Origin of the sequence: Limnoraphis robusta BA-68 BA1, assembly GCF_034932365.1 — a bacterium.
Classification (GTDB): domain Bacteria; phylum Cyanobacteriota; class Cyanobacteriia; order Cyanobacteriales; family Microcoleaceae; genus Capilliphycus; species Capilliphycus robustus.
The window spans coordinates 1-20,368 of record NZ_JAYGHR010000077.1; the positions used below are offsets into that span (position 1 = coordinate 1).

The 20,368-nt window shown below is 45.1% G+C and carries 21 protein-coding genes and 1 pseudogene; 11 read left to right on the forward strand and 11 right to left on the reverse strand.

Annotated elements, in window-relative coordinates; all coding sequences use genetic code 11:
• The first annotated feature begins 2 nt into the window (after nucleotides 1–2).
• The 3 genes from VB836_RS22290 (at nucleotide 3) to truB (ending at nucleotide 2,179) form a co-directional block, all read left to right on the forward strand.
• On the forward strand, nucleotides 3–167 hold the full coding sequence (locus VB836_RS22290) for a zinc ribbon domain-containing protein (RefSeq protein ID WP_456085767.1): 165 nt from the start codon (nucleotides 3–5) through the stop codon (nucleotides 165–167).
• Between the two features lie 157 nt (nucleotides 168–324).
• The gene (locus VB836_RS22295; protein WP_323222657.1) at nucleotides 325–1,209 is read left to right on the forward strand and encodes a calcium-binding protein; all 885 of its coding nucleotides are present in this window, start codon (nucleotides 325–327) and stop codon (nucleotides 1,207–1,209) included.
• Between the two features lie 43 nt (nucleotides 1,210–1,252).
• Nucleotides 1,253–2,179 carry a tRNA pseudouridine(55) synthase TruB gene (gene truB, locus VB836_RS22300; protein ID WP_323222659.1) on the forward strand — a complete coding sequence of 309 codons (927 nt, stop codon included), beginning with the start codon at nucleotides 1,253–1,255 and terminating at the stop codon, nucleotides 2,177–2,179.
• 34 nt (nucleotides 2,180–2,213) lie between these two features.
• Here the strand turns inward: truB and VB836_RS22305 are convergent, their stop codons facing one another.
• The gene (locus VB836_RS22305; RefSeq protein ID WP_323222661.1) at nucleotides 2,214–3,110 is read right to left on the reverse strand and encodes a calcium-binding protein; all 897 of its coding nucleotides are present in this window, start codon (nucleotides 3,108–3,110) and stop codon (nucleotides 2,214–2,216) included.
• A gap of 861 nt (nucleotides 3,111–3,971) precedes the next feature.
• Between VB836_RS22305 and VB836_RS22310 the strand changes: the two genes are divergently transcribed.
• Entirely contained in the window at nucleotides 3,972–5,684 is a 1,713-nt protein-coding gene (locus VB836_RS22310; RefSeq protein ID WP_323222663.1) for a DUF1565 domain-containing protein, read from the forward strand.
• A gap of 309 nt (nucleotides 5,685–5,993) precedes the next feature.
• Here the strand turns inward: VB836_RS22310 and VB836_RS22315 are convergent, their stop codons facing one another.
• Nucleotides 5,994–6,290 carry a DUF3493 domain-containing protein gene (locus VB836_RS22315; RefSeq protein WP_046281564.1) on the reverse strand — a complete coding sequence of 99 codons (297 nt, stop codon included), beginning with the start codon at nucleotides 6,288–6,290 and terminating at the stop codon, nucleotides 5,994–5,996.
• Nucleotides 6,291–6,612: 322 nt separating this feature from the next.
• On the opposite strand from VB836_RS22315, the gene VB836_RS22320 reads away from it, so the two are divergent.
• The 3 genes and pseudogenes from VB836_RS22320 to VB836_RS22330 form a co-directional block, all read left to right on the forward strand.
• The gene (locus VB836_RS22320) at nucleotides 6,613–7,194 is read left to right on the forward strand and encodes an IS607 family transposase (RefSeq protein ID WP_046279296.1); all 582 of its coding nucleotides are present in this window, start codon (nucleotides 6,613–6,615) and stop codon (nucleotides 7,192–7,194) included.
• On the forward strand, nucleotides 7,154–7,405 hold the full coding sequence (locus tag VB836_RS22325; protein ID WP_323222665.1) for a helix-turn-helix domain-containing protein: 252 nt from the start codon (nucleotides 7,154–7,156) through the stop codon (nucleotides 7,403–7,405). Before VB836_RS22320 ends, VB836_RS22325 begins: the two co-directional genes overlap by 41 nt.
• A gap of 130 nt (nucleotides 7,406–7,535) precedes the next feature.
• Nucleotides 7,536–8,474, forward strand: a pseudogene (locus VB836_RS22330) (RNA-guided endonuclease InsQ/TnpB family protein); the annotation flags it as partial.
• Nucleotides 8,475–8,488: 14 nt separating this feature from the next.
• Here the strand turns inward: VB836_RS22330 and VB836_RS22335 are convergent.
• From VB836_RS22335 to VB836_RS22355, 5 genes are all read right to left on the reverse strand, one after another.
• On the reverse strand, nucleotides 8,489–9,721 hold the full coding sequence (locus VB836_RS22335; RefSeq protein WP_323222667.1) for a DUF445 domain-containing protein: 1,233 nt from the start codon (nucleotides 9,719–9,721) through the stop codon (nucleotides 8,489–8,491).
• Nucleotides 9,722–9,879: 158 nt separating this feature from the next.
• Nucleotides 9,880–10,593 carry a bifunctional demethylmenaquinone methyltransferase/2-methoxy-6-polyprenyl-1,4-benzoquinol methylase UbiE gene (ubiE, locus tag VB836_RS22340; RefSeq protein WP_046277832.1) on the reverse strand — a complete coding sequence of 238 codons (714 nt, stop codon included), beginning with the start codon at nucleotides 10,591–10,593 and terminating at the stop codon, nucleotides 9,880–9,882.
• Nucleotides 10,594–10,631: 38 nt separating this feature from the next.
• Entirely contained in the window at nucleotides 10,632–11,573 is a 942-nt protein-coding gene (locus VB836_RS22345; protein WP_323222670.1) for a response regulator, read from the reverse strand.
• A gap of 73 nt (nucleotides 11,574–11,646) precedes the next feature.
• The gene (locus tag VB836_RS22350; RefSeq protein WP_046277830.1) at nucleotides 11,647–12,174 is read right to left on the reverse strand and encodes a tetratricopeptide repeat protein; all 528 of its coding nucleotides are present in this window, start codon (nucleotides 12,172–12,174) and stop codon (nucleotides 11,647–11,649) included.
• A gap of 74 nt (nucleotides 12,175–12,248) precedes the next feature.
• On the reverse strand, nucleotides 12,249–12,605 hold the full coding sequence (locus VB836_RS22355) for a single-stranded DNA-binding protein (protein WP_046277829.1): 357 nt from the start codon (nucleotides 12,603–12,605) through the stop codon (nucleotides 12,249–12,251).
• Between the two features lie 585 nt (nucleotides 12,606–13,190).
• Between VB836_RS22355 and VB836_RS22360 the strand changes: the two genes are divergently transcribed.
• From VB836_RS22360 to argB, 4 genes are all read left to right on the forward strand, one after another.
• A complete protein-coding gene (locus VB836_RS22360) occupies nucleotides 13,191–14,198 on the forward strand; it encodes a rod shape-determining protein (protein ID WP_323222673.1) in 1,008 nt (335 codons plus the stop codon).
• Nucleotides 14,199–14,797: 599 nt separating this feature from the next.
• Nucleotides 14,798–15,583, forward strand: coding sequence for a rod shape-determining protein MreC (gene mreC / locus VB836_RS22365; protein ID WP_323222675.1), 786 nt, complete (start codon nucleotides 14,798–14,800; stop codon nucleotides 15,581–15,583).
• Nucleotides 15,584–15,633: 50 nt separating this feature from the next.
• Complete coding sequence (gene mreD, locus VB836_RS22370) at nucleotides 15,634–16,173, forward strand: rod shape-determining protein MreD (protein ID WP_323222677.1); 540 nt, start codon at nucleotides 15,634–15,636, stop codon at nucleotides 16,171–16,173.
• A 202-nt stretch (nucleotides 16,174–16,375) separates the two neighbouring features.
• Nucleotides 16,376–17,269, forward strand: coding sequence for an acetylglutamate kinase (argB, locus tag VB836_RS22375; RefSeq protein WP_046279380.1), 894 nt, complete (start codon nucleotides 16,376–16,378; stop codon nucleotides 17,267–17,269).
• Here argB and VB836_RS22380 read toward each other — a convergent pair.
• From VB836_RS22380 to VB836_RS22395, 4 genes are all read right to left on the reverse strand, one after another.
• A complete protein-coding gene (locus VB836_RS22380) occupies nucleotides 17,266–17,829 on the reverse strand; it encodes a hypothetical protein (protein WP_046279379.1) in 564 nt (187 codons plus the stop codon). The two genes, argB and VB836_RS22380, sit on opposite strands and share 4 nt — an antisense overlap.
• Nucleotides 17,830–18,092: 263 nt before the next feature.
• Nucleotides 18,093–19,277 (reverse strand): RNA-guided endonuclease InsQ/TnpB family protein, encoded by a 1,185-nt coding sequence (locus VB836_RS22385; protein ID WP_046279378.1) that lies wholly within the window; start codon nucleotides 19,275–19,277, stop codon nucleotides 18,093–18,095.
• A 169-nt stretch (nucleotides 19,278–19,446) separates the two neighbouring features.
• Complete coding sequence (locus tag VB836_RS22390; RefSeq protein WP_046279377.1) at nucleotides 19,447–19,794, reverse strand: YtxH domain-containing protein; 348 nt, start codon at nucleotides 19,792–19,794, stop codon at nucleotides 19,447–19,449.
• 102 nt (nucleotides 19,795–19,896) lie between these two features.
• Nucleotides 19,897–20,193, reverse strand: a complete 297-nt coding sequence (locus VB836_RS22395; RefSeq protein ID WP_323222681.1) for a hypothetical protein — start codon at nucleotides 20,191–20,193, stop codon at nucleotides 19,897–19,899.
• Nucleotides 20,194–20,368 lie beyond the last annotated feature (175 nt).

Consider the following 20,368-nt stretch of genomic DNA (forward strand, 5'->3'; position numbering starts at 1 on the left):
CACTGTCAACTCGTACTCATAAATGTAGTTGTGGATGTGAATTGCAACGTGACCACAACGCAGCCCTGAACATTCTCAAGAAAGGATTAGGTACGGTAGGGCATATCGGAACCAAGCTCATAGAGCATAACGCTTCTGAAGAGACGACCTATGAGTTGACGGGTTAAAACCAGTCAGTGAAAGCCGACTCGTTGAAAGAAGAATCCTCGTAATTTATTGCGAGGAGTGTCAATGACAGCTCGGGCTGATTCGTGAGTTGATCTAAAATGAGTTTGATATTTTGTTGATTCAGAGCGCCATCTAACCTTACCTTGCTTCTCGATTATGACTTCAGTACCCGTAGTTCGTAGCGATACCGAAATCCCACCTATTTTCACACCCTCTCCGACACCGACTCCCACACCCACACCGGGAGAACCCACACCCACACCCACACCGGGAGAACCCACACCTTCCTTTGATGATGCCAGACGAATTGATGATCCCACAGGTGATACGCTGCGAGGAACAACAGGTGCAAATTTACTCCTGGGTGATTCTGGCCCCGATACGATCTACGGTGGGGGAGGGGCTGATTCGATTTATGGACGTGGCCCAGAAGATAATGATGATAGTGGTGACTCTCTACTGGGAGAAGATGGGAATGATCGCTTATTTGGCAATCAGGGACTTGATACTCTACTCGGCGGTGACGGCGATGATACGATTTTTGGGGGTCAAGGGAATGACTTGATTTTTGCGAGTGAAGAAGACTCAGATCGAACCAATGATGAGGAGTTATTATTTGGGAACTCGGGTAATGATACGCTGGTCGGGGGTTTGGGTGATGATACCCTCTACGGAGGTCAAGAAAATGATAGTCTATTTGGACTTGAAGGTGATGACTATCTCTCGGGCGATCGCGGTAGTGATACGCTATATGGGGGTGAAGGCGAAGATTCTTTTGTGATTGGTCGGGCAGGAGAGACTTCTATCGCTTCCCAAGCCGATGTTATTCTTGACTTTACCGACAATGATGATGAAATTCTCCTCACAGATGGTCTACGTTTCGGAGATTTAGAGATTGAAGATACAACAATTGGCGGACAAAGTGGTGCTTTGATTCGGATTGATATAGATAGTAACACGAACGATTTGTTTATTGGGTTTGTTGTTGGGGTCAATGCGAATGATCTCTCATCAGGTGATTTCCGCACCTTAAGTCAATAAGTTGTTAAAATCAATAAGCGTTTGAGCCTTTATTCGTTAAAATATGCAGGGCTTTCTCAATCTTAATAAATCGGCGGGTTGGACTTCCCACGATTGCGTGGCAAAGGTGCGTCGTCTCCTGAAGTTAAAACGAGTCGGACACGCAGGTACACTAGATCCGGCGGCTACGGGAGTTTTGCCTTTGGCAGTCGGAAAAGCCACTCGTTTGCTACAATTTTTGCCGTCTCAAAAAGCTTATCGGGCGACCATTCGCTTTGGGGTTACAACGACAACGGATGATTTAGAAGGTGAAACTCTCACGACTCAGAAAGTTCCTGAGTTAAAGTTAGAACAAATTCAGGCGATTTTACCCCATTTTTTAGGTAAAATTGAACAAATTCCCCCTCGTTATAGTGCGATTCAAGTTCAGGGAAAACGGTTATATGATTTAGCCCGTCAAGGAAAAGTGGTAGAGATTCCCAAGCGAACCGTTGAAGTCTTTGATATCAAAGTTCTAGATTGGCATTCCCGAGAGTTTCCTGAATTAGAGTTAGCGATTCATTGTGGGTCAGGGACTTATATTCGCTCAATTGCACGGGATTTAGGTGAAATGCTGCATACCGGGGCAACATTAGCCAACTTAGTTCGCACTCAAAGCAGTGAGTTTTGTTTAGAAGAGAGTCTCACCATAGAAGCGTTAGAAATGCAGATTCAGCAAGGCTGTTTTCAACCGATATCGGCGTCTGTGGCTTTGAAACATTTAAAAGCGATGACTCTCAATTCGGCTGAAGATGCTAAACGTTGGTGTCAGGGACAACGGATTGTCTGTGAATCTGAAAATACCACTCCCTCGATTTTAAGAGTGTATCATCCGGATGGTTTACTATTGGGGCTAGGTCAACTAATTTTCAACGACTCCCAAAGCGTTTTAAGTCCTCAAATCGTTCTAACTGAATCTGAAGTTGCTCTCAATCAGGGCAAGGCAAACTGAACCCAGTCATGCCCTACCCAAAAGAGATTAAACCTTAGAATACCTCGAAATCTCCAACCGTGAGATCGGGGTTGTTCAAGAAGGTGGCAACAAGTTCTCCATCAAAGTACAGTTCACCTGTTTCTCGGACATAAACCAAAGGAGTCTCTGCGTCCCCTCTTTGAGCATCGACATCAACCGCAGTAAACTCGGTAGCTTCAACATCTCCACCCAGAGAGGAGAACACATCCCCACCTAGAGCAATTGTTTCTCCAGAGGCAAAGTCTACTACTGTGTCTGCATTGGCTTCACCCGTCTCGGTAAAGACGAAAGTATCGGTTCCTGCACCCCCAATTAAGCGATCTTGTCCCTTATCACCCAAGAGAGAGTCGTTACCGTCTCCACCTTGGAGAGTGTCATTGCCTTGACCGCCGAATAGGGTGTCACTTCCGGCTCCACCTTGGAGAGTGTCATTGCCTGCGTTGCCGTAGAGGGCGTCATCATCATCGCCGCCATTCAGCAGGTCGTTGCCCTCACCCCCAAACAGAGTATCGTTACCGCCGCCTCCATCTAGGGTGTCATTACCCAGATCCCCTTGTAGTCGGTCATCATCATCTCCACCCAAGAGATAATCATCTCCTTCACCACCATAGAGGGCATCACTTCCTGAGCCACCTTTGATGGTGTCGCTACCTTCGTTTCCAAAGATCTCGTTGTCTCCCTCTCCACCAATAATGGAGTCATTGCCACTCAAACCAAAAATGGTGACATCGGCTTCAGCACTTCCAACAACAATCACATCATTTCCGCCTTGTCCTCGGATTTCTGTGACACCAGTCAGGGTCGGTTGGATTCTATTTGCGCCAGAGGCTTCTTCACCAATGACGAGGTTTCCTCCACCTATTCCACCACCTACAATCTCTAAACTAGAACTTCCACCAATATCTGACATATCTCCTCCGCACGAGAGTTGTACACTTGAATTTCAACAATGGGATTCTACAATAGGAACCGCTAATCTGGTAGACTCAATCTGTTATTTGAGTAAAAACTTACCAGATATTACGCTTAGTTTAAGCCAAATCCGGTCTGGCTTACTTAGAAAAATAACAGAATACCCAGTGTATCAAAACACTATAGGATCTAGGGGATAACTGGGCATATTTTAGTGGCTTGACTTTAAGTTTTCATTATGGGACACTTATTTGTCCTCACTCGGGTGAGGGATAGTTATCAACAAGTCAATTCCTAAAAATTCTGTACTAGAATATCAGAAGTGCTTGAGAGAATGCAATAGATTGGGGTACAGAATGCGAAACAATTGGATGCAGCCAATACCAAAAATCTGATGCAAACTAAGCCTCAATCACCTCCTCAATTAAAACACTCTCACCCTCAGACCCCCTATTTAAAAAACACCTCGGAAGAACTATTCTTGCTCAACTGTAGAATTTTATCAGGTTTCGCTTCGGAACTATCTGATCACAGATGAGGTCAGGAAACGGGGGCCGGGACAGACGAACTAGAGAAACACCAAATAAAAACTATGTGTCACCATATCATCTAGCGTGACAATATTTGTGCGTGAAATGTTCCCGACCAATCCCAAAAACTGAGAAAATAAACAAATTGGGAAAATAGGCGACGAATTGGGCCAGGATGTCCGACTAAAAGTAGCAAGCGTTTGGGGTTTGAGGGTGACGGATCAAGGATTGGAGTGATCAAGACCTGAAATCTTGAACTTCTGTTCTGAAGCTGGGTTTATACGTCGTGCTGAATTCGTTAAAATTCTCACAGTATCTCAAAAAATTCTATGACTAAACCACGTTTTACCATAAAAAAGGCTTGTTGTATTAATCAAAAGTTTCCACAAATCCCTTTAGTCCCTATCTTCTCCCCAGTCAGAATCCGTCAATTGAGTTTAACATTAGTGTTGGGAGTCACCCCATTACTGGCAACCCCTACCCTAACCAACGCTCAAATTTCCCCTTCTCCTAGCCAACTGTTTCCTCAAACTCCCCAAAGCGAACAATTTGTTCAAGCCCAAGTCGTTTATGTTGATCCCGTCAATGGGGTTGATAGCGAAACTTCTGGAAATCAAGCCAATCCCTATCAAACCCTAACCTACGCCCTGCAAAAAGCAAAATCCGGTGTGACGGTACAACTCGCCCCTGGAACCTACAGCCAACAAACCGGAGAAATCTTCCCCATTTCTGTTCCCGACGGGGTAGTGCTTCGCGGTGATGCTTCTAATAATGGTCAAAATGTGGTGATTATGGGGGGCGGAAATTTTGTCAGTCCTACTTTTGCTCGTCAAAATGTGACACTGAGAACTGTAGGAAACAGCCAAATTAGCGGAGTCACCGTCACAAACCCCAACACACGCGGAACCGCTTTATGGGTTGAATCCTCTGCACCTACAATTAGCAATTCAACGTTTGTTAATAGCAAACGAGATGGTATTTTTATTAGTGCAGAAGGTAATCCCAAAGTTGAGAATAACATTTTTGCTCAAAATGAAGGGAATGGGATTTCAGTGGCGCGTTCAGGTCAAGGAGAAATCCGCAGCAACTTATTTCAAAATACCGGATTTGCTATTTCTATTAATGACCAAGCGGCTCCTCAAATTGTTGAAAATAAAATTATTGAAAACCGAGATGGAATTGTGGTTTCCCATACGGCTCAACCGATTATTCGCAATAATCTGATTGAAAATAATACCCGAGATGGAGTTGTAGCGATCGCTCAATCTCAACCCAATTTAGGAACCTCTGAAAATCCTGGAAATAACATCATTCGCAGCAATGGTCGCTATGATGTTTACAACGCGACTCGCGGAAACACCCTGTTAGCGGTGGGGAATGAGATTGACGAAAGCCGAATCTCCGGGGCGGTGGAATTTGTAGCGGCATCTGTGAATGCACCGAATGTTGATCTGGCGGCGGGTACTTTATCTGATTTACGGGGTCATTGGGCGCAGGCTTATATTGAGGCTTTAGTCGCTCAAGGAATTATGTCTGGGTTTGATGATGGTTCCTTCCGTCCCGATGAACCGATGACTCGAGTACAATTTGCGGCAATTGTCCAGAAAGCGTTTTCACCCGCTCCCCAACAACCGATGGCTGACTTTAGCGATGTTTCTGCGAATTTCTGGGGATACAACGCCATTCAAACCGCATATCGGGGGGGTTTTCTCTCGGGATATCCTGATGGTCAGTTTAGACCGAATGAACCGCTTACTCGGATTCAAGGGATTGTCGGGTTAGCGAAAGGTTTGGGTTATACTTCTGAGAATACCGATGTTTTATCGGTGTATCGCGATCTCAATGATATTCCCAACTGGGCATTACAAGACGTTGCAGGAGCCACCCAGAAGCAACTGATTGTTAACTATCCTCAACAAAATCAGTTAAATCCCAATCAAGTCGCCACTCGTGCCGATATTGCTGCCTTTGTTTACCAAGCTCTGGTCAACGCGGGAAAAGCCCAAGCGATTGATTCGCCCTACCTCGTAAGTAATCCTTAGAAGCAGAATTCGGGAACAGGAAACAGTCACCCGATATCCAACCTCTGTACTTTACAACAGAACACCAGTCCTTCCGAGGAGGAAAGCTGGTGCTTTGTTTTGCTTGTTATAGTTAGGGTCTTTATTAAAGCTGACCCCATTTGAACGATAAAAAGGGATTTATACTTAGGGTCTTTATATTTGCTGACCCCATTTGAGCTTGTTTATACATTTTTGCAGGGATCATCGAGAATCTTTTGTTTCGTAATATTTTCTTTATTTTCTTTTGTTTACGGGATATATCGCTTTGTCTAAAATTGTAAAGTTATGTTACTTGGACTGGGAGGAACGACGGGCGATTCGTTTTTCCAGACGAAACAGCCACACCATCAAAGCCACAACTCCCACCTGAAGGGCAAAGTTGGGTAAAGCAGTCGAAACTTGTCGCCCTGCTAACAGTTGCGCCAAAAATACTAAAGCCCCAATCAAGCCAGAAGCCCCAAATCCTACATAAATAAATTGCCGTAGCCCTCGGTACGGGGCTTTGAGTTCAGCTTTGAGACGTGCGTATTTTTCGGGTGAGAGTTGACTCTTAGGAGGCTGACGGTTTGAGTTAGAATTGGACATGAATTTTTGCCAAGAGCTGCTCGGTATATCTTACTACAGGTAATGATCAGTGTTTCCCTGGCTGGGGGAAGGGAGTTGACAAGCGAAGGCGACTTTTGGTATAGTTGGGATATAAATTTTTATAATTGGATGCAAGCAAAAATATTTTTTTCACAACCACCCCATTATTATATTTATAATACCCGAACCGCCCCCGAAAAGTCAATAGGGAAGGCAAAAAAAATCGCGAAATTTTCGGGAAAGATCAAGGATTTAATCTGAGACTTGCCGGACATCTCCGGACAATACGGTATAATGTCCGAGAAGAGTTGAGTAGTGATCTATTGCCAAATATGTCAAACCCAAGGAAGCGGCCCAAACCCTTGGAGTCAACGAACGAACCCTCCGCCGATGGGAAGAGAATGGTTCAATTGAAGCCATCAGAACCCCCTCAGGACAAAGACGGTACAACATCGAGTCTTATGCCGCTAGAGCTGGCAACAACCGGAAAGTTGTCCTCTATGCCAGGGTCAGTAGTCGCGCCCAACAAAGGGACCTCAACCGACAAGTTGCAGCACTCTCCAACTTGTACCCCCAAGCCGAAATCGTCTCAGAAATTGGGGGCGGACTCAACTTCAAGCGAAAGAAAATGCTTGCTTTACTGGGACAAATTTTGTCAGGAGATGTCCGCATGGTTGTCGTTGCCCACAAAGACCGATTGGCTAGATTTGGATTTGACTTGTTTCAATGGCTCTGTGAACAAAACCGGTGTGAACTCGTGGTTCTCAATGAAACAAGTCTCAGTCCAGAGCGAGAAATGGTTGAGGACATCCTCGCCATCCTCCACTGCTTCAGTTCCCGACTCTACGGACTTCGTAAATACATTGCTCAGGTCAAGGAAGATTCGGATTTACCCAAGCCCTGAGTTAAATCAAGTCTGGCGCAAATGGCTGGCGGCTTGTCGATACTGTTACAACCAGGCGATTGCTATGTCCAGGAGTGGTAAACGCCTAAGCAAACTGAAGTTACGCAATCAGGTAATGCAAAGTGACTTGCCCGAATGGGTCAAAGAAACCCCCTGCCACATTCCAGGGCCGTTTCATTCTCGGTTCAAAAATGCGATCGGCAAATCTTAGAAGCCTTTCTCTGTAAAGAAAAGGAGGATTATTTCAACAGTTTTGAGATTTTCTGTTTAAATAGAGCCTAAAACTTGCCCCCCATCAAAGGTTTAGCGATCGCAAAATTTTAGAATGAAACAGCCCTGCCTGCCACATTCGGCAAAATGCCATCTTTGACGCCCACCTAGCTTTTGCTGCCAGTCGAGATGCCAAGTTTAGAAGTTGCCGTGACCGTTCTCAAGCTATCAAGTTTAATGATGCCAATTTTTCGTCAGGGACTTGGTATCCCAGGCTAACGAAAAGATTGACGTTCACAACTTCAGAACCCATCCCATCAACTTGTGACCAAGGGACTCAATTGGTTTTTGCTAAGGGGCGGTGGTTTGCAATTTTTCCTCAGCCTGTGAAGTTGAGCAAGTCTGAATCGACGGGGGTGATTTCATTAGATCCGGGGGTCAGAACTTTTCTTACAGGGTTTGATGGCAATAGATTTTTGGAATTTGGCTCAGGGGATATTGGGCGCATTACTCGGCTATGCCAACACTTAGATGACTTGATGAGTAGAATCGCCAAACAACCAAGCCGGAAACGGCGAAGGCGGATGCGGCAAGCAGCTCATCGGATGAGAAGCAAAATCCGCAACTTGGTGGATGAGGCTCATAAGCAAATTGCGCATTACTTGACTCACAACTACAGCGTGATTTTTCTGCCCACCTTTGAGACTTCCGATATGGTTGCCAAGGTCAAGCGGAAAATTAAATCCAAGACGGCGCGAGCTATGCTGACGTGGGCGCATTATCGATTCAAGTTAACGCTGAAACATCAAGCCGAAATAACCGGAACCACAGTTTTAGATGTCACCGAAGAATACACGAGCAAAACCTGTACTCACTGTGGTCACGTTCATTCCCAGCTAGGTGGCTCAAAAGTGTTCCATTGTCCTGAGTGTGGTTTCACTCTGCCAAGGGACTGGAACGGTGCTTTTGGAATCTTTCTAAAAGCTTTGCGGGATACCGCCTCTATCACGTTCAAAGGTGATAGTGCTATCGTTGCATTGTCCGGGAATAGCCGGAAAGATGTCGCGTAAATGTATCAGGCAGTCTAACGAAATAATAAGATGATCGTTTGTAAGCAGCCGATAATGACACCTAAAACTCCCCCTAAATTGACAATGGCTTGTAACTCACTTTTAACAATTCCATTGATAGCAACCTCTAATTCTTGAGGAGAAGTTGCGATCACGCGATCAATAATCACCTGATTGATATTTAAAATGGGGATGACTTCAGCGACAATTTTTTCTAAGTCCCGTTCGAGGTAGCGTTCAAGAACTAAAGCGAGTTCTTGACTAACTAATTCTAATGAATTACTAACAACAGGTGAAGCTTGCAGGCGCTTCAAGATGAGGGTGGAAACATTTTCCCAGTCAATCGATAGACTTAAACCTTGAATAATATCAATTCCGCGCTCTTGGAAATAATGACGAACTGAATCTCGCATGGTTTTGCGTAACTGGCGAACCGTGGAAACAGGTAAATTTTGGAGAGACAAATTTTGCAACCATTCTTGCAGACGTTCTCGCAGTCCCAAAGCAATAATTAATTCAGCTAATCGACGATTCGTTTCTTCTTTTTCATCTAAACAAAAAGTCCGTAAGCGCGTTAAAGTATTTCGCAAGCCAAACAAATTAGCAACAACCCAATAAGTACCGCTTGTTCGTTCTCGAAATCCTTCATCAATGATGGCAATATTGCGGTCAGTGAGAAAGTCAACTAAAACTTGTCGAATGACTTCCGGTGGAATCACCACTCCCAGTAACCAGTCCGAGAGTTGACGAGCTTGTAATTCTGTTAACTGAAATTCTAATAAGACTTGATCAAAAATTTGATTAAGTTGAACTTCTAGGAAATCTTCTCGTCTCGCCCAAATTTTTAAAACCCGAGGAAAAGATTCTCCCAATAAATCATGTAAAATTCCACCTAATATTTTAGCCGTTTTTTGTTCAGTATCGGCTTTAACTTGATCTAATGCAAGTCGTAAAAGCCAATTAATCGTCGCTTCCATTCGTTCCAGTTTTAACAAACGACGGGCTAGATTTTGTAACTCCTCGGGAGTGAGGAGAGAATTCATAATCGTATCAGAAATTCGCTTGGCTAACCGTTCTTGGTTACGGGGAATTAAGCCCGGTGTAAAAGGAAGTATACGTCCACCAACACGAATGGGACGATAGGGACGAAATAACATTTTTATGGCTAAATCATTGGTGAAATAGCCAATAACCCCGCCTAAAATGGGCGGAGCAATTAAAACCCAGAATTCAAACAAGTTTGCCATATGACTGATCAGCGAACAGTTATCTCTACTTAGCCTCAACTCAACAAAGCTAACAGCTCAAAACACCTTCGTTTGGTCGTTATCAGTTCAAAAGTTGGGAATAGATCAAAAGGTCGAACTTACCCACTCAGGGGTCAACTTGACTGACGGATAACTAATTACTGCTGAGTATTAACTGTTTTTGTGACCACTAATACTCCCATCATACCGCCTGCGATCGGATAATGGCTGGCCCGTCGGAAGCCCGCAGCCCGAGCCAGGGCGACTTGTTGGCAACCCGAGGGAAATTGATCGAGACTGGGATTAATGTAGGCGTATTCCTCTTTGAAACCGAGACGTTCTGCTGTGGGAACAACCAAGCTATCCAAGTACCACTGCTGAAAGCGTCTCAGCCAGGGATCATTCGGACGGTTCATATCAAGAATGGCTGCGGTGGCCCCCGGCTTGAGAACCCGATGGAGTTCTTCTAAACTGCTGGGAATATCAATCACATTTCGCAGACCATAGCCCATCGTCGCGCAGTCAAAGGTTTGGTCAGCAAAGGGTAAATGGAGTGCGTCTGCTTCTACCCAATTAATGGCAGCCAGGGGGAAGGTGAAGGGTTTCTCGCGACGTTGGGCGTGAGCCAGTTGGTCACAAGAAAAATCGACAGCAAACACCTGACCTTCCCGACCCAAACGTTGGGCGAGTAAAAGGGCGAGATCTCCACTTCCACAACAGAGATCTAACCCAGTCTGTCCGGGTTGAGCTTGACTCCAGGCTATCGCCATCTTTTTCCAAATGCGGTGCTGTCCCCAACTGAACTGATCGTTCATGCGATCGTAGACGGGAGCGATGCGGTTAAAAATAGCTTGAATTCGCTCTTTTTTCATGGCAGATTGAACAATGGGGCGGTTTTTTCGGGTTGGGTTTAACTGCTGAGGCTGGTGATCACTAGAGCGATCGCTTGAGACACCCAATGCAGAGTATCTAGGTCTTCTGGAGTCAGTTGACAAGGTTGTTTCCACTGAAGCGAGAGTAGGGCGACACTTTGCTCTCTAAAAATCACAGGAATACTGATGTGAGCTTGAACGCCTGAAGTTTGGTAGTGTTTGACCTCAGCGTAAGCCGGATCTCTGGGAATATTAATCGAGGCTTGTAAGGTCCGGGTTTTCAGGGATTCCTGAACCAGAGGGTCTATCGCTAACCAATTTTCGACGGTCTTGCTGTGGCTCGATGATCCTGCGGCAGAAGTTAATTGACTGCTGATCACCTGTTGTAAGATGCAGGTATCTGTTTGGAAATTCTCCGCGATCGCACTTGCCATTAACTTGAGACTGGTTTCTAGACTTTGAGACTCTTGAGCAACTTGCATGAGCGTTCCCAAGAGTAGGGTTTGTTCTTGGGCGTGTTTTAACTCTGCGGTGCGTTGGTTTAAGAGTTCATAGGTTTCTGCGGCCCGCTCTACAACGGTTTTCAGTTCGTTCGGGTCCCAAGGTTTGGTAATGTATTTATAGACTTGGCCTGAGTTTATCGCATCGACGAGATCTTCGATATCGGTGAAGCCTGTGAGGATAATTCTCACCGTATTAGGAAATGATCGGACTGTTTTGCTGAGAAACTCTGTTCCTTTCATTTCGGGCATTCGTTGGTCGGAGATGATCACAGCGACTTCACCCTCTGCCTCTAGGATTTCTAGGGCGCGAATGCCACTTTCTGCTTTCAAGACGTTAAAGTTCCGTCGAAAAGTGCGATAAAGCAAATCAAGATTATCTGGTTCATCATCGACGACCAGCATTTTGGGTTTTTTTTGTCGATTTAGACTCATTAGCTGGCGCTTGATAGTCTCTAGGTCTGAAGTTTCACGTTCCATTGATACTGACGTGATGATTCGGATACTAATTAAGTCTATCCCAGTTCAATCGTTATTCTGTATTGCAACAACATTAGTAAAAAAAGAATAATCCACCAATGAGTGCGGCAATCAAAATTAATGCCATCGACAGAAAGCCATTATCTTTGGTATTTACCTGAGTCAGATCAACGGCTTCGGGGGACGACGACTTCGGAGTAGAACGTTTCAGGGGTGTTGCAGAACGAGTTAGCAGATCTTTGGTTGATCGGCTTGACTCATCTATACCAGTCATATCGGGAATTTGGATCAATCCCTCCAGATTACTTTTTAACTCCGGGGCTTCGAGAATTTCCAGTAAGCGGCGAGATTGTTTGCGGGTTTCCCAACTCGGATGACGGCTGAGTTGTTTACAGAGGGCGATGGCATTTGGGGTTTTTCCGAGGGCTTGATAGGCTGTTGCTAGCCAAATTTGAATTTCTCCACCCAAACGAGAGTTTTTGTCTACCAAGTCACAAGCGGTCTCCAAATGTTCGATAGACTGGCGATAACGACCGCGTTCAAAGGTAATTTTACCAGAGCGGTACTCGGTTTGAATTTGTTCTAAGGGGTCTAAACTCACGCTAACAATTGATCTTGACTAAAAAGGACTATCTTTATGACTTGAACTCTGACCTAATTTTGCTAAGATTCCTTTCAAAATTCCTCATAACTGGTTTCTGGCATACTCTCGTTATCGCGCTTAGAACCGAGTAACTCGAGTTGCTCAACTCGAATAACGGGTTTAGAGCGTTTCACCCCAGTAGCGCGATCGTCCCAGTAGTCAAACTTGAGCGTGCCTTTTACCCCGATTAAGCTTCCTTTACGAACGTAGTTTGCAGCTATTTCTGCGGTTTTGTCCCAAATTTCCAGATTGAACCAGTCCGGTTCATCCGTGCGGCGACGGCGGTTAACGGCTAAAGTGAGATTACAAACGACTTTACCCGACTCAAAATACTTCACTTCGGGGTCTCGACCCGCACGACCGACAAGGGTAACAATATTAAGGCTCATTTGGCTTTAATTTTTCGACTCTGGATGATTGTATATCTATTTTACAGGCAACAAGCAACAGGTTACAGGGGATAGGGGAATAGGGAATAGGGAATAGGGAATAGGGAATAGGGAGTTGGGAGTTGGGACAACTGGTAACTGGGACTGGGACTGGGTAACTGGTCACTGGTCACTGGTCACTGGTCACTGGTCACTGATAACTGTCTCTTACCCCCAGGACTAGACTCTTGCCTCAAAACATAATACAATCCACATCGATTCCTTCAAGTTGTGCTGGTAGCTTCCGGTATCGCCTGAACTACCCCAGAAAGAGAAAGCAAAGATGGTAGAAAAAGCTTTGGACTCAGCAAGCCAAGGGAATTCCGCTACGGACTTGGGGTGAAGTCGTTTGTTTTTGACCAAACCGAACCGATAACGGTTTGTACTGTTACGGTTGAGATCAGAAAGTGGAACAATCAATGTGTTGGGGTGTAATAGGGTCTGGATCGATTGAGTTGGGTCTGTTTTCAAAAAAGTTCTATTGGTTTTGACTTAAGGGGCAAAAAAACGGTGGGTCTTCTAAATCGCTTTTCCTTATCGCGGGACATGGGTATTGACCTGGGGACTGCGAACACCTTAATTTATGTTTCTGGCCAGGGTATTGTTCTCCAAGAACCCTCTGTGGTTGCCGTTGATCAAGATGAGAAAATTCCTCTTGCTGTCGGAACAGATGCCAAAAAAATGCTCGGTCGAACTCCCAATAACGTAATTGCACTGCGACCTTTGCGCGATGGTGTGATTGCCGACTTCGACTATGCTGAACAGATGCTGAAGTATTTTATTCGACGAGTGCATCAAGGCAAAACTCTGATTGCACCTCGAATTGTCATTGGAATTCCCAGTGGAGTCACTGGGGTCGAACGACGGGCTGTAATGGAAGCGGCTTTGCAAGCGGGAGCGCGAGATGTGCGCTTGATTGATGAACCCATTGCGGCGGCTATTGGTGCAGGACTGCCTGTTGCTGATCCGACTGGAAATATGATTGTTGATATCGGTGGAGGAACGACGGAAGTCGCTATTATAAGTTTACAAGGAACGGTTCTGAGTGAATCGGTTCGGATTGCTGGAGATGAACTCAATGAAGCAATCATCCAGTATATGAAAAAAGTTCACAACTTAGTAATTGGCGAACAAACTGCCGAGGATATCAAGATTCGTATGGGTTCGGCTTATCCAACCTATGAAGATGAGGATAGCATCATGGAGGTGCGAGGAATTCACTTGTTATCGGGTTTACCTCGAACCGTGACGATTAAAGCCCCGGAAGTGCGGGAAAGTATGTCAGAACCTCTGTCTATTATTGTGGATGCGGTGAAACGTACCCTAGAACGAACACCTCCAGAATTAGCAGCCGATATTGTTGATCGCGGCATCATGTTAGCGGGGGGTGGGGCTTTAATGAAAGGGATTGATACTCTGATTAGTCACGAGACTGGCATTGTGACTCATATCGCGGCTGACCCGCTTTGCTGTGTCGTTTTGGGAGCCGGACGGGTTTTAGAAAATCCGAAACAGCTTGAACGGGTATTTACGGCGCGATCGCGTACAGTATAACCCCTTGGGGTTAGGGTAGAGATATGCGCGGCGGCGTGTGTCTCTACAACAGACAACGGATTGATGATTGCGGAACGGATTGACTTTGTGCGCTTGTCAGTATCAATCGATGGGGCTTGAAATGAATTGCATTCGTTCTTTTTGACATACTCCCCATTTCTAAAGAAAGGGGATTCTCCAAACCTCACGGCTTTGGATTACTGATTCATTGACAACCCTTACAGCAAGCTGGTTTCCTAACCTACTCCAGAGGGGTTCGTCTCCCCAGTCGTTCATCCCATTTCAGAGATAGTTTCGGTATGCCCTACCGTACTTGAGAAAAAAATGCTTGATTCTCTGTACTTGGTGCTTTAAGGTTTTATCTTGCCAAAGCATTCCTGGCAAGAACCCCATACCTTAAGTTTTCAAGGTTCATTGCATCGATTAGATGCTGGGTTTTTCAACTGGTTGAATACCCTGCCAGTAGAGTTATTATAGCATTTGAAAGAGCCTTATATCCCCATACCTAAAAGGTAGGGGCGTGTGCGGCAATTTTTGGTAATAAATATCCGTTTCTCATATTGTTGGAGGATGCGGGGTTAGATTTGGGAGAAAGCCTGATGAATACAAGGAGTTGGTGGAATCGACACGGATCACAATTAACACTCTTGGGTTTAGCGGTGTTGACGGCGTGGCTGGTAAGGCAGACTCAGGGAGCGGCATTGTTTGAAATCTATTATTGGGTGAGTCGGCCGTTTCATCAGTCTGAGGAACAGGCGATGATTGTTCAGCAACAGGGAACGGTGTTAAATGCCCGTATTGATCAGTTAGAAGCTGAAATTGAGGAGCTAAAAAACCAAAATCAAAAGCTGCAAAAACTTTTAGGATATATTTCTTCTAAACCCAATGATAAAGGGGTTGTTGCCCCTGTGATTGGCCGCAGCGCAGAACATTGGTGGCAGCAAGTGACTTTGGGACGCGGTAGCCAAAGTGGGATCAAAGTGGATAATTTGGTCATGGGGCCAGGAGGGGTTGTGGGTCGTGTTGTTAGCGTCACGCAAAATACCAGCCAGGTGTTGCTGTTGAGTGATCCCACCAGTCGGGTGGGGGTAGCGGTCAGTCGCACTCGGCAAATGGGCTATCTCAAGGGTCAAGGAAATAATCAGGGTGTGATGGAGTTCTTTGACAATGTTCCGAAGGTGAAAGCCGATGATGTGGTTGTGACTTCGGCGTTTAGTCAAATTTTTCCGGCGGGTTGGCCTGTTGGCAAGGTGGTTTCGGTGGATTTGAATAAAGCACCTGCACCGGAAGCTGTGATTGAATTTTTCGTTCCCTTGGGATCGCTGGAATGGGTGGTTGTCTATCCGAACCCGAAATCCATTGAAAAAGTTGAGATTAAAAATTAGAAAATCGTTATTTTTGTAGACTTGAACTGTTGTTTGATTGTATGGGAGTGATGTCTGTGTTGACTCGTCAAATTCTTAACTCTAGTGTCACCGTCACTTCTGTGATTATTTGTGTTTTAGTGGTGTTGGCACCGATCCCAGCCCTGGAATTGTTCGGCATTAAACCCAATTGGCTGTTAATTTGGTTAGTGGTTTGGAGTTTGAAGCGATCGCTGTTTTCAGCCGCAGTTGCCGGGTTGGTTTTAGGATTAATTTTAGATGGAATTACGGCTTCTAATCCGAGTCATATTTTCTCTTTTATGCTGGTTGGAGTTCTGACGGTCTTCATTTACAAGCATCTTATGAAAAAAATGCAGGAAGACTTTGTTTCTGTGGCTTTAATTGTGTTTGGAATGGCAATTGTGGTCGAGACAATTAGAGCCTTACAATTTAGTCAAATGGGCAATCATTCTTTAATGGATTTGTGGGTCTATCAGCAACAGGTTGCTCTGAGTTCTGCCATTTTGAGCAGTCTATGGGCGCCGGTGGTTTACTTTCCCCTCAATCGTTGGTGGGAGTTGATGAAATCATCGAATTCAATCCATTACTGATCTCAAGAAAAGTAGGCAGGAGGCAGGAGGCAGAAGGAGAATTCAAAAGTTGATCGAGATAACTGAGAATTGCTGACTCTTGCTCTTGATATTGTAACGGGAAGTTCAACCTCAACTGCGGAAGTTAAAATACCCTTTAAAATCGGGATATTCTGACAGACATTGCTAAAATTTAAGCTTCAAGCTTAGACAATATATAGCTATGCTCAAACAGAGTGATTTTGATCAAACCGATGAAGTCAGTCGGGTAAAAGTTCTCAGTGAAGCCCTACCTTATATCCAAAAATTTGCGAACCGCACCATAGTTGTGAAGTATGGAGGGGCGGCCATGAAGGAAAGCCATTTGAAGCAACAAGTGGTTCGGGATATTGTGTTGCTGTCCTGTGTGGGAATTCGTCCTGTTGTGGTTCACGGTGGCGGCCCTGAGATTAACACTTGGTTGGGCAAACTGGGAATTGAACCCCAATTTAAAAACGGTCTACGGGTTACAGATGCGGCGACGATGGATGTCGTAGAAATGGTTTTGGTGGGGCGTGTCAATAAGGAAATTGTCGCTCTCATTAACCAAGCTGGGGGTTCGGCAGTGGGATTGTGTGGGAAAGATTCTAACCTGATTGTAGCCCGACCTCAAGATCAAGAGGGAATTGGGTTTGTCGGAGAAGTGAATAGTGTCAATATCAAGCTGGTGGCGTCTTTAGTTGATAGTCACTATATCCCAGTTGTTTCCAGTGTAGCCGCAGATGATACTGGACAAGCTTATAATATTAATGCCGATACGGTAGCGGGTGAAATCGCGGCGGCTTTGGGGGCTGAAAAGCTGATTTTGATGACGGATACGACGGGAATTTTAGAAGACTACCATAACCCCGAAACGCTAATTGCTAAATTGGATATTCAAGAAGCGAGAGGCTTAATTGAGAAGGGAATTGTTGGAGGTGGAATGATTCCCAAGGTCAACTGTTGTGTGAGGAGTTTAGCCCAAGGAGTACGGGCAGCGCATATTATTGATGGTCGGATGCCCCATGCCTTGCTTCAGGAAATTTTCAGCGATGCGGGTATTGGTACGATGATTGTTGCTTCGGAATTTTTGTCCTAACCTTCAGCACGGTTAGAATTGAGGGCTTCAGATTCGGGTTTGGGGTAGGGGGATGTTTGAGGTTCCCTACCCGCTTCCTCATAAAAACTTTCGGGATCGCTGTGGCTGAAGGATTCTTCTAAGTAAGGATCACGACGCTCTGCAAATCGAGAAACGGGCTTTGGTGAGGGGGTTAACCGCTCAACCGGACGACGACTGCCTTGACGAAACGTGTTCCAGCCGACCTTAAACCCTTGAAAAAAACGCTCTGTTGTGGTTTGTACTTTCTCAGCCTGTTTTTTGGCATTGTCAATACTGCGATCGACTTGTTTAACGACTTGACCTGCACTCTGCACCCCTTCACTGACATCATCGGTGAGTTCACTAATTTCTAATCCCGTCATCCGAATTGCTTCTAGAGTCGGGGGAAACTCCCGAGATAGGGTATCTGCAAGCTTTTCAAGACTACGAGCCGCTCGCGCCAGGGCTTGCAAAGCGGGTAAAGCGGCAATTAACACGGCGCTCAGACTGGCAGCAACCAGTAAGATAGACAAGCCAAGCCAAAACACGGGGTCGCTCACGGGATTAAAATTAAGGATGCAAGAGGTTAACGGGATAGAGTTGAGAGGTTGAGAACAACCTACTCTTTATTTTCTCTAGAATTTGTTATCTGTTACACTGGCTCAAGAGCGATCGCCAACCTTGGGAGCCAGAGATAGAAACCATCAGTTCAGAACCGATGGCGGTTATTATTCTATCACGCTTACTTTGAGGCCTCCTCCGCTTCATTCTTGAGAGAGAGCTTTTGACACTCCCACGCCTTAAAAGGCGGGGATTCTTCATTCTACGACTCAACTTGCTGAGACAGGATTTCTCCTATCACAGTAGAGGACAAATCTCCTGAAGCGTTTTGATCTAAGATCCAAGTTCCGCTATGCCCTAGCGTACTCAAAGCTGAATTCAGAATATTAATTGCGGCGTTATGATCCCTGTCTAACTCGCACCCACACCGACAAATATGAGTTCGAGTTGATAGAGATTTTTTAACGGTTGTTCCACAATTTGAGCAATTTTGAGAAGTATAAGCGGGGTTAACGGCAACCGTTACCCGACCAAACTTGCTTCCAAAATACTCCAGCCATTTTCTGAATTGATACCAACCCGCATCATTAATTGACTTGGCTAGACAATGATTCTTTACTAAGTTCTTAATCCTCAAGTCTTCGTAGGCGACCAAATCGTTTGATTGGATTACGCAACGCGCCAGTCTTTTGGCGTGTTCTACACGTTGCCTACTTATCTTGAGGTGTACTTTGCCTAGTCGCTTAATCGCTTTTAATCGGTTAGCACTGCCAATATTTTTTCTTGAAACACGTCTTTGACAAAATTTAAACTGTTTTTCGCTTTTTCTGTAGAAACGAGGGTTTAACTCAGTATTGCCATTACTATCGGTGTAGAACTCTTTTAATCCTACATCTAACCCAACTGTTTTCCCTGTCGGTTGTATTTTTACCTTCACATCGACTTGGATACAAAATTGAACGTAATAGCCGTCAGCCCTTCTAACCAGCCTCACTCGTTTAATGTGTTCAACTGGATAGAATGCAAGATCCCAGGTTCCAAGAAGTTTGAGTTTTCCAATCCCTTTTTTATCGATAAATTCGATATGTTTGGGGTCTAAAAGTCTCCATCCGCTCTGTTTGTATTCAGCAGAACGACTATTCTTCTTGAACTTTGGATAGCCTTTCCTACCCGGAATATTCTTTTTGCAGTTATCGTAGAATCTAGCAATAGCTGACCAACATCGTTCTACAGATGCCTGACAAGCGTGTGAATTAAAGTCCCTGACAAAAGGGTACATAGCTCGGAGTTCAGTGTTATATCGATACAACTCTTTTCTTCCGAGTCCGCGATTATCCATCCAATACCGCAAGCAAGAATTCCGAACAAACTGAGATGTTTGGATGGCTTCATCGATTGCTTTATATTGATACGCTTTTCCTTTTGCTTTAAATTCGTAGACGATCATTGACACTGGCTTGCTTGGCGTATAATATTATGGTACCACATAGATGCTATATGCAGAAAGTAAGTTAACCGTCGTAAACGACGGGGCTTGCATCCCGCTTTTTTTCGGTCAGGGCGGTTTGATGAGATACTGTTCAACAGAGTATTTCCGGCTCACCCGCCCGAACAATCTAGTTTTGATCGCCAAGGGCTCTGTAAGAGGTCTCTGTGTTTTTCACCTGATCAGACATCACTTGGCGTTCCTGTTGACTGGCTTCTAAGCCCGCAGCAACGGCTTCTTTGAGTCTGATTAAGGTATCTTCCCAGCTTCGCAAAGCTGACTCGGAGAGTCGATCTGCTTGGATTTGTACGCTAGTTGAGAGATCTTCCACCAATTCTGGCAGGGCTTGAGCAGACTTTTTCAAGACTTGTCTAGTTTCCTTCCCAGAGCGGGGTGCGACTAACAAACCGATGACGGTTCCTACGGCAGATCCAAGTATCAAACCACCAACAAACGAGCCAGAACGATTATTTGACATACCTAAAACTTAATATCCCCTACAGTCATTGTAGACAGCTTTGCGCCCGTCGTTTCCTGAAACCTTTAACAATTCTGACTCCAGGCGGTTGACTTGTGCAACTCAAAATCTTTGTCGCCACAGAATGAGTCGAGTTAAGCGGACAATTGCGATTATTTTTTCGAGTTGTTGCAGTTTTTGCTGAAGCGAGTCATACTGCTGTTTGAGTTGAGAACTGGTTGATTGTCCCCGAACGACAAAGTTTCGGGTTCGATACAACAGCATATTCGCACGATGTTCTAGGCGGGTGAGAATCAGGTCAAATCGGGCTAACCCTCTACGAAGCTGCCAAACTTTACGAGCCACATAAAGGCAAACAATGGAGATTAACACATTAATACAGATAACTGTAACAACCATAAATCGTTGACGCTCTAGCTCAATTCACAGCATTTTTGAGTCAGTATCTTTCTTAAGATAGCAAACAGAATACAGGTGTGTGAGTCAATTGATCAAAATTTAGCGATCGCCGTTTTTAGTAAGTAAGGGCGTAAGGGTGTAAGTAGGGGCGTAAGCCTTACGCCCCTACCCATAA